Annotated in this window: 5 protein-coding genes; all 5 read left to right on the top strand. The window is 52.9% G+C overall.

Annotated elements, in window-relative coordinates:
- Nucleotides 1-30: 30 nt before the first annotated feature.
- The gene (locus CZ379_RS16670; protein ID WP_110932651.1) at nt 31-987 is read left to right on the top strand and encodes an aromatic acid exporter family protein; all 957 of its coding nucleotides are present in this window, start codon (nt 31-33) and stop codon (nt 985-987) included.
- A 92-nt stretch (nt 988-1,079) separates the two neighbouring features.
- Nucleotides 1,080-1,625, top strand: a complete 546-nt coding sequence (gene cotE, locus CZ379_RS16675) for an outer spore coat protein CotE (protein ID WP_110932652.1) — start codon at nt 1,080-1,082, stop codon at nt 1,623-1,625.
- A gap of 142 nt (nt 1,626-1,767) precedes the next feature.
- On the top strand, nt 1,768-3,288 hold the full coding sequence (locus CZ379_RS16680) for a putative amidoligase domain-containing protein (protein WP_234404933.1): 1,521 nt from the start codon (nt 1,768-1,770) through the stop codon (nt 3,286-3,288).
- A gap of 261 nt (nt 3,289-3,549) precedes the next feature.
- Nucleotides 3,550-6,435, top strand: coding sequence for a DNA mismatch repair protein MutS (mutS, locus tag CZ379_RS16685; protein WP_110932654.1), 2,886 nt, complete (start codon nt 3,550-3,552; stop codon nt 6,433-6,435).
- 83 nt (nt 6,436-6,518) lie between these two features.
- The coding region (gene mutL / locus CZ379_RS26710; protein WP_234404934.1) for a DNA mismatch repair endonuclease MutL at nt 6,519-7,632 on the top strand (1,114 nt) is incomplete at its 3' end.

The following is a 7,632-nucleotide window of genomic DNA, read 5'->3' on the forward strand; positions in this document are numbered from 1 at the left end:
ACAGTAAGCAAGTCTTATAAGGGGGATTTCATGGGGTTTCGTGTCATCAAAACAGCAATAGCCACATTAATAGCTATCATTATTGCAGATGCGTTTGGCATAGAAGGGGCTTTATCAGCTGGGCTGCTGGCTATTCTAGGGGTGGATGTAACGAGGAAGCGGAGCCTGCTGACCGTATCTTCGCGTTTTTTCGCCTCAGTGATGGGCCTGCTGCTGGCCTTTGGGCTGTTCTACATACTTGGCTTCCATATTTGGGGGCTTGTCCTCTATATATTAATCGCTTTCCCGCTTATGGCGCGGGCGCAATTCAAGGAAGGCATCGTTACGAGCTCCGTCGTTGTGTTTCGAGTATTTGGCGGCGAGGAGCTCAGCCTGCACGTTTTGCTGACGCAGGTTGAGCTGCTGTTGGTCGGGCTTGGCTCCGCCATGCTCGTGAATTTAATCTACATGCCGAAGGAAGAGAATAAATTAAGCGATATTCGGCAAAAAATCGACGAGCTCTTCGCGGACATATTTAGCCAAATTGCCCTTACTCTCCATCATCCGCAGCATGTGTGGGACGGGAAGGAATTGATTGAGGCTGGCGCCCTGATCGATGAAGGGCTATCTACCGCCAAGCGTGCCCTTGAAAATCAGCTTGTCTCGCCAGATGATTCATGGAGTGTCTATTTCTACATGCGGAAGCAGCAGCTGGAGCGAATCGAGTCGATGCTCGAACTGATCGCGCAGGTATTTCAGCGGATGCCGCAGACGGACATCGCTGCCATGTTATTCGAACGTTTGAGCTTGGACGTTACGAAGGCGGAATATACGGGGAGAACGGAAGCAATGCTGGCCGAATGGGAGCAGGAATTCAAGAAAATGGAGCTTCCGTCCACGAGAGAGGAATTTGAAATCCGCTCGGCCGTTCTCCAAATCTGCCGGGAGCTTGCGATGTATTTGGAAATTGCGAAAAAAGATAAAGTTCCCACGATTTCGAAGCCATAGACCGTTTTTCTTAATATTTTGCTTCGTCCAATCAACATTCGCCTATGTCCTGCATACAATTGTAGTGAATGATGTATGGAGGAGGTTCGAACATGTCATCGAAATATCAAAGTAGAGAGATTATAACGAAAGCGATCTGCGGCAAAGGTCGTAAGTTCTCTACCGTAACCCATACCGTGACTCCGCCTCATAAGCCGACGAGCATACTTGGAGCGTGGATTATAAACCACCAGTATGAAGCGGTCTCCGCAGGCGACGGAATTGAAGTTATTGGTACTTACGATGTGAACATCTGGTATTCCTTCAGTAAAAACTCTCAGACTGAAGTAGCCAAAGAGACGATTTCTTATGTAGAGAACGTTCCGCTGAACTATTTGGATTCCAGACACCGCTCTTCAACGGTGGAAGTCTCTGCGGAGGCCACGCAGGAGCCGAGCACCGTTGAAGCAGGTGTAACTGGAGATGGCCGAGTAACCATCCGTGTAGAGCGGGAATTCGCCGTCGAGCTCATCGCTGAAACGAAGATCAATGTCCTTGTTGTGCCGGGCGGCGACTTTGAAGACAAGGAGTTCGATTTCGGCTCCGATCCGGGAGAGTATGAAGACCTGGATCCAGATCTCCTCGACGACGAACTGTAGCTTCGGGAGAAACATGCGCTAGGTGAAGATAATCCAATATATGCGGCAGGGGCGGCGTCGTCGAGGGCGGCTGCCCTCTTTTTGTATAAAAAAATAAATTAAAAATATGCGGACAGTTTCGTCATACGAGGGGGAAGAGGGGATGGAGCAAGTATGTCACACCGGACTGCGCATTCAGGTCGAGCCTGGAGCATCTGCTGGCAAGCTGCTGGAAGCTCTGAAAGCATTGGCCCGCAGCGGAGGGCACCGCATCGAATGCAGCAAAGCGGTGGGGTACATCGCGGAAAGTGCACTGTCGGCTTCTCAGGAATGGATAGAAATCAGGTATATGATGGCGTACGAGAGGGGGGAAGAGCGGGAGAGTAAGCAAGGCTTGGGGCAGTTCTCCCAGAGGCTGTATATTATGAATGAAAAGCTGCAGGAGTTTCTCGGCAGCTCGATCCCGAAGCGACAAAACCGCTTGACGATCAGTGGTCTAAATGCCTCCCTCACTGCCGCTGGGAACGCACCGCATCAACCGCATTTACTTCGCAATCGCAGCTTTATGCGCCGTTATATCGTTCAGGTGTTTCATTTGCAGGCTACCTTTATTGCGGCTCTCAATACCGGTGGCACTTGTAGGCCTGAGCTTAGAAAAGAAGAAGAGGGGAGTCGTTCGCTGCTTGAACACCGTCTTGAGAAAGTCGCTGTCCGCGCACTCTACGCCTTGAATCTGCAAATGGGAGAAGTAACGATCCGCGCTGGAGAAGAGGGCAAATTTACGGTGGAGCATGTGTCGGCCATGCCGGATTTTCGCGGGGAAGCCAAGGCGGAGCTGGCAGCAGAGGCCATGATCAATCTGTTGACGGAGCTTCATCAGACCTCAGACACGGCGAATGAGCCGCGAATGCTTCTGGGTATGGATCCTGAGTTTCTGCTCTTTAACCGTGCCACAGGCAAAGTGATCCCGGCTTCACGTTATTTGGAGATTGGCGGCGAGGCAGGCTGTGATTCTCTAAGATATCGGGGGGAACGGCGATTTCCATTGGTTGAGCTGCGCCCGGAGCCCGGCGGGGAGCCGAGGGAAGTGCTTATTCATTTGCTGCGCGCATTTCGGCTAGCCTATCAAGCGATTGATGATAAGGCACTGCAGTGGCAGGCGGGGGGAATGCCCCAGCCGGGCTTTCCTCTAGGAGGCCACATTCATTTCAGCGGGATTCCGCTGACCTTTGAGCTGCTGCAGGTGCTGGACAATTATCTGGCATTGCCGATCGCTGTCCTAGAGGATCGTCGGGGCTTGAAGAGGCGGCCTAGATATGGTTATTTAGGCGACTTCCGGCTGCAGAAACATGGAGGATTCGAATATCGTACCCTGCCCAGCTTTTTAATTTCTCCTCTTGTAACCAAGGGAGTTGTTGCGATTGCCGCGCTAATTGCGGGGCACTCAGGGCAGTTGAGACGAAGACCGCTTCAAAATGAGCGGATCTACACGGCGTTCTACCATGGGGATCAGATGCAACTGCGCGAGGTATTGGCCGAACTGTATGTCGATCTGGCTTCACTAGCAGCTTATTCGAAATACGAGAGCTATATTGCCCCGTTGATGGAAGCAGCCTGGACGGGACGTACCTGGGACGAGACGAAGGACATTCGCAGGCTTTGGAAATTGGAAAAGCATTCGTAAGCTGAGGGCGCTTTTGCTATACTTTTGCTATAATAGTGATGGATCAAAATGTTAGACTTTCAGTACCAGGAAGGTAGAATGAAGCCAGGTACAAGGAGCTCGGCAGCACGTTTTCGGAGAAACCGACGATGGAAGCATACGCTATTCCCGGGCAAATTCAAGGTTCGAAGTATAAAGGGCTTCCTGGCTTGCTTTGTGCTCAAAAATTGGCTTTTGTACAGCCTCTAATTGAAGTCTATGAAATGGGTATGGAGGATGATCATGGCAACTTATACGCCGATGATTCAACAATATTTAAGCGTGAAAGCCCAGGCACAGGATGCATTTCTTTTTTTCCGGCTGGGCGATTTTTATGAAATGTTTTTTGATGATGCGATACTTGCCTCGAAGGAACTGGAAATTACGTTAACGGCGAGAGGGGGAGGCCCCGAGGAGAAAATTCCGATGTGCGGCGTTCCCTACCATTCTGCCGAGAACTATATCCACAGGCTGATCGAGAAAGGTTACAAGGTAGCGATTTGCGAGCAAACCGAAGATCCCGCGCAGGCTAAAGGCGTCGTACGGCGGGAAATCGTCAGGGTGGTTACGCCGGGGACGGTCATGGAAGGAAAGACCATTGGCGACAAGGCCAACAATTACATTCTATGTGTTACGGAGCGGCAGGGCATGATGGCGATCGCCTCCTGCGACCTGTCCACAGGTGAATTGTATGTGAGTTCTTCGCCTTCCAGCAGGGAGTGGCTAAGAGATCAGGTAGGGCTCTACGATCCTTCCGAGATGATCGGAGACGATGCGTTGTTGGAATGGATGCGCGAGTCCAGCAGTCCTGTAGGCAAACCGATCGTCTATACACCGTGGGACAAGGGAAAGGACGAGCTGGGACGCAAGCAGTTTGGAGAGGCTGTCTGGGCAAGACTGGAGACGGAGCGCCGCGACTGCGTGGCCCTGCTGGTCGGTTATTTGAGCGAGACGCAGAAGCGGTCGCTGGGGCAGCTTACGAAAATATCCGCCTACGAGCCGGAGCATTTTATGATTCTCGATCCATTTACGCGCCGCAATCTCGAACTGGTGGAGACGGTTCGCGAACGCTCGAAACGGGGCTCTCTGCTGTGGCTGCTGGATCGGACGGAGACGTCCATGGGCGCAAGAATGCTGCGGCGCTGGATCGACAAGCCGCTGTTGCATCGCAGCCAGGTCGAGGAGCGTCTGGAGGCTGTCAGCAATTTGCATGTAGATTTTATGCTGCGGGAAGATTTGAAGGAAGCGCTGAAACAGATTTACGATCTGGAACGGCTTGTAGGCCGAATTGCCTTCGGCAATGCCAACGGGCGAGATTTAATCGCTCTGAAGCTCTCCTTACGACAAGTGCCGGCAATCAAGGGGCTATGCCAGTCATCGGCATCGAAGACGCTTGTCCGGATCGCCGGGGAGATGGATGAATGCGCGGACTTAGCGGATCAGATCGAGGCTGCTATAGCGGACGAGCCCCCGGTATCTGTCAGAGACGGCGGCATCATTAAAAACGGTTATCACGAGCGCCTTGACGAGCTGCGGGAAGCCGGTACGAACGGCAAACGCTGGATCGCCGAGCTGGAAGCCGCTGAGCGTCAGGCTACGGGAATTAAGTCGCTGAAAATCGGCTATAACAAAGTGTTTGGTTATTATATCGAGGTTACTAAAGCGAATCTGTCCTTGCTGCCTGAAGGCAGATATGAACGGAAGCAGACGCTGGCGAATGCGGAACGCTTCGTAACACCGGAGCTGAAAGAGAAGGAAACGCTGATTCTGGAAGCGGAAGAGAAAATGGTCGATCTCGAATATGCTTTGTTCACCGAGCTGCGCGAGCGGATCAGCCGGGAAATCACTCGTCTGCAGCAGCTTGCCGAGCATATCGCCGAGGTCGATGTGTACCGCTCGCTTGCAGCCGTAGCGGCGGACAGCGGTTTTGTGAAGCCGACGCTAATCGACGGCTATAACATGGTCATCGAGCAGGGCCGCCATCCCGTCGTTGAATCGGTTATGAGCGATTCCGCCTTCATTGCGAACGGGACGACGCTGAAGCAGGATGAGGCCAGCATTTTACTTATTACCGGGCCGAATATGGCGGGGAAGAGCACTTATATGCGTCAAGTAGCTCTTATTTCGATCATGGCGCAAATCGGCAGCTTTGTACCGGCTGCATCGGCTGAAATTCCAATGGTTGACCGGATCTTTACCCGCATCGGCGCAGCCGATGATTTAATTGGCGGACAGAGCACGTTCATGGTTGAAATGGCGGATATCCAGGTCATGACCGAGAAAGCTACTTCCCGTAGTCTGATCATTATCGACGAATTGGGCCGGGGGACATCGACGAGCGAAGGCATGGCGATTGCCCAGGCGGTCATTGAATATGTGCATGATCACATTGGCTGTAAAGCGCTCGTGTCCACGCATTTTCATGAGCTGGCTCATTTGGAGAGCAGTCTGGCAGGTTTGAGCAACTACTCTATGGCTGTTCAGGAGAGCGGAGACAAGGTGCATTTTCTGCGCAAGCTCATTCCCGGAGCGGCGGATACAAGCTATGGAATCTACTGCGCTAGATTAGCCGGGCTGCCGGGGGGCATTATCGAGCGTGCCTACGGCTTGCTGCAGGGCTTTGAGCAGGCGGCTGCCGAGGTGGCGACGGGGGGAGCAGAGGTTCGCACCGGCCAGACGGGAGCGGCAGTCGGAGATGGAGCTGCCGCGAAGAGTGCTGAAGCAGAGGCACAGGGAGGGGCATCGATTGGTGTTCCCAACGAGGAGCAGGCCGAAAGATTATATCGTGCAGCAACAGGCGCAGCTAGTGAAGCGTCGTATAGTGCGACAGAGTGCATTGCGGATAAAGCATCCAATGGCCCAACAAATGAACGAACAAGCAGTGCAATAAATGAAACAGCGGACGGCACGGAATACAATACTGCGGCTGGCCCAGCTGCGAGTCCAGAAGTAGTGCAGCTCTCGATGTTCGGCGATGAAGTGGCGGTATCGAGATCAAGACTGAGCGAGGATGACGCCAAAATCCGCGGTATACTTAACATGGTTAACAATGCCGATTTGCTGAATATGACGCCGCTTCAGGCGATGCAGCTCATTAATGATTTGAAGATGAAAGCTAAAAATTTATAATATGAACAGTAGCAGAGTGAAAATAGCTGATCCGTGGTAAATAGCAGATCAAGATCAAAGTTTGCAGGAAGAGGTGAGTAACGATGGCTCATATCGTTGTGTTGGACGAGCATATCGCCAACCAGATTGCTGCCGGGGAGGTGGTCGAGCGCCCAGCTTCGGTGGTCAAGGAGCTGGTCGAAAATGCCGTGGACGCCGGAGCCCGCAAAATTGACGTTCAGGTGGAGGAGGGCGGTCTCCAGCTTATCCGGGTAACGGATAATGGTTCGGGCATCGAGCCGGACGATTGCGAGACGGCTTTCTTCCGCCATGCGACAAGCAAGCTGCAAACGGGACGAGACTTATTTCAGATTCGCAGCCTGGGCTTTCGGGGCGAGGCTCTGCCGAGTATTGCTGCTGTCGCCAAAGTACAGCTGCTGACGAGCAGCGATGACAGCGGCCTTGGCCGGGTCATTGTGATGGAAGGCGGCAGTTTGAAGCAGAGTGAGGAGGCCGCAGCTCCGAAGGGTACGGATATTACGATCAAAGAGCTGTTTTACAACACGCCTGCCAGACTGAAATATATGAAGACGATCCAGACGGAGTTAGGGCATATTTCAGATGTAATGTACCGTCAGGCGCTCGCTCATCCAGAAGTCGCCATTACGCTCCGCCATAATGGCAATACCTTGCTGCAAACGCAAGGCAATGGCGATCTGCTCCAAGTTATTGCTTCAATTTACGGCATAAATGCTTCAAGAGCGATGGTTCCTATTACTGCCGACAGCCTTGATTACAAAATTAGCGGCTATATAGGTCGACCCGACTTGACCCGTTCGAATCGCAGCGGCATGTCGACGATCGTCAACGGCAGATATATCCGCAATCATGGATTGTATCAAGCCATTTTGCGGGCTTATCATACGCTGCTGCCGATCAACCGTTATCCGCTGGCTGTTCTTCAGCTGGAAATGCACCCGTCGTTAGTCGATGTGAACGTGCATCCTTCTAAGCTGGAGGTGAGGTTCAGCAAGGAGCCGGAGCTGAACGCCTTCGTCGAGGAGAGCATCCGCCAGCTGCTGCAGGGTCAGGTGCTGATCCCGCAGGTGGTGAGGCAGAGCATCGGCAAGGGAGCGAACCGCTCGGTCATTCAAGAGCAGTTCCACTTCCCGGCGCCGCGCGCGGACGCGGGAAGCCCCGGGCTGCCCCCGCAGAGCT

Origin of the sequence: Paenibacillus bouchesdurhonensis, assembly GCF_900155685.1 — a bacterium.
GTDB classification, from domain to species: Bacteria; Bacillota; Bacilli; order Paenibacillales; family Paenibacillaceae; genus Fontibacillus; species Fontibacillus bouchesdurhonensis.

Excerpts from the sequence above, each read along its gene's own strand:
- CZ379_RS16670 (WP_110932651.1), top strand. The coding sequence starts at position 31 with ATGGGGTTTCGTGTCATCAAAACAGCAATAGCCACATTAATAGCTATC.
- cotE (WP_110932652.1), top strand. The coding sequence starts at position 1,080 with ATGTCATCGAAATATCAAAGTAGAGAGATTATAACGAAAGCGATCTGC.
- CZ379_RS16680 (WP_234404933.1), top strand. The coding sequence starts at position 1,768 with ATGGAGCAAGTATGTCACACCGGACTGCGCATTCAGGTCGAGCCTGGA.
- mutS (WP_110932654.1), top strand. The coding sequence starts at position 3,550 with ATGGCAACTTATACGCCGATGATTCAACAATATTTAAGCGTGAAAGCC.